Origin of the sequence: Xenorhabdus entomophaga (assembly GCF_037996725.1) — a bacterium.
In the GTDB taxonomy this organism is placed as follows: domain Bacteria; phylum Pseudomonadota; class Gammaproteobacteria; order Enterobacterales; family Enterobacteriaceae; genus Xenorhabdus; species Xenorhabdus khoisanae.
Window position 1 is genome coordinate 1 of the sequence record NZ_JBBMXH010000435.1, and the last position, 272, is coordinate 272.

1 protein-coding gene is annotated in these 272 nt (G+C 52.6%); it reads right to left on the bottom strand.

Annotation, left to right across the window (positions count from 1 at the left end):
* The coding region (locus AAC854_RS23525; protein ID WP_340619184.1) for a head-tail connector protein at positions 1–123 on the bottom strand (123 nt) is incomplete at its 3' end.
* Between the last annotated feature and the right edge of the window lie 149 nt (positions 124–272).

A 272-nucleotide genomic window follows, 5' to 3' on the forward strand; every position in this document is an offset into this window, starting at 1 on the left:
TCGATTGAGGTAATTTTCGGCTTTTTCTCTGGCACTCATGAGGTAGGTCAGTAACAGCTCATCGTCCTGCGTTTCATCCACTTTGCACTGCAAGCGCAGCTCTTCAATCGTCGGTAATGGCATATTCCCTCCGCTAATAAGGCGGCACACCGGCCGCCCGAAGATTACTTACTGCCCGCAGCGCCTTTCAGCAACTTCACGGCGTGACTGTCAACCAGCAGGGAACCCACCCGTTTAGTGGTGTAGAAGTGGATAAACGGTTTGCGGGTGTA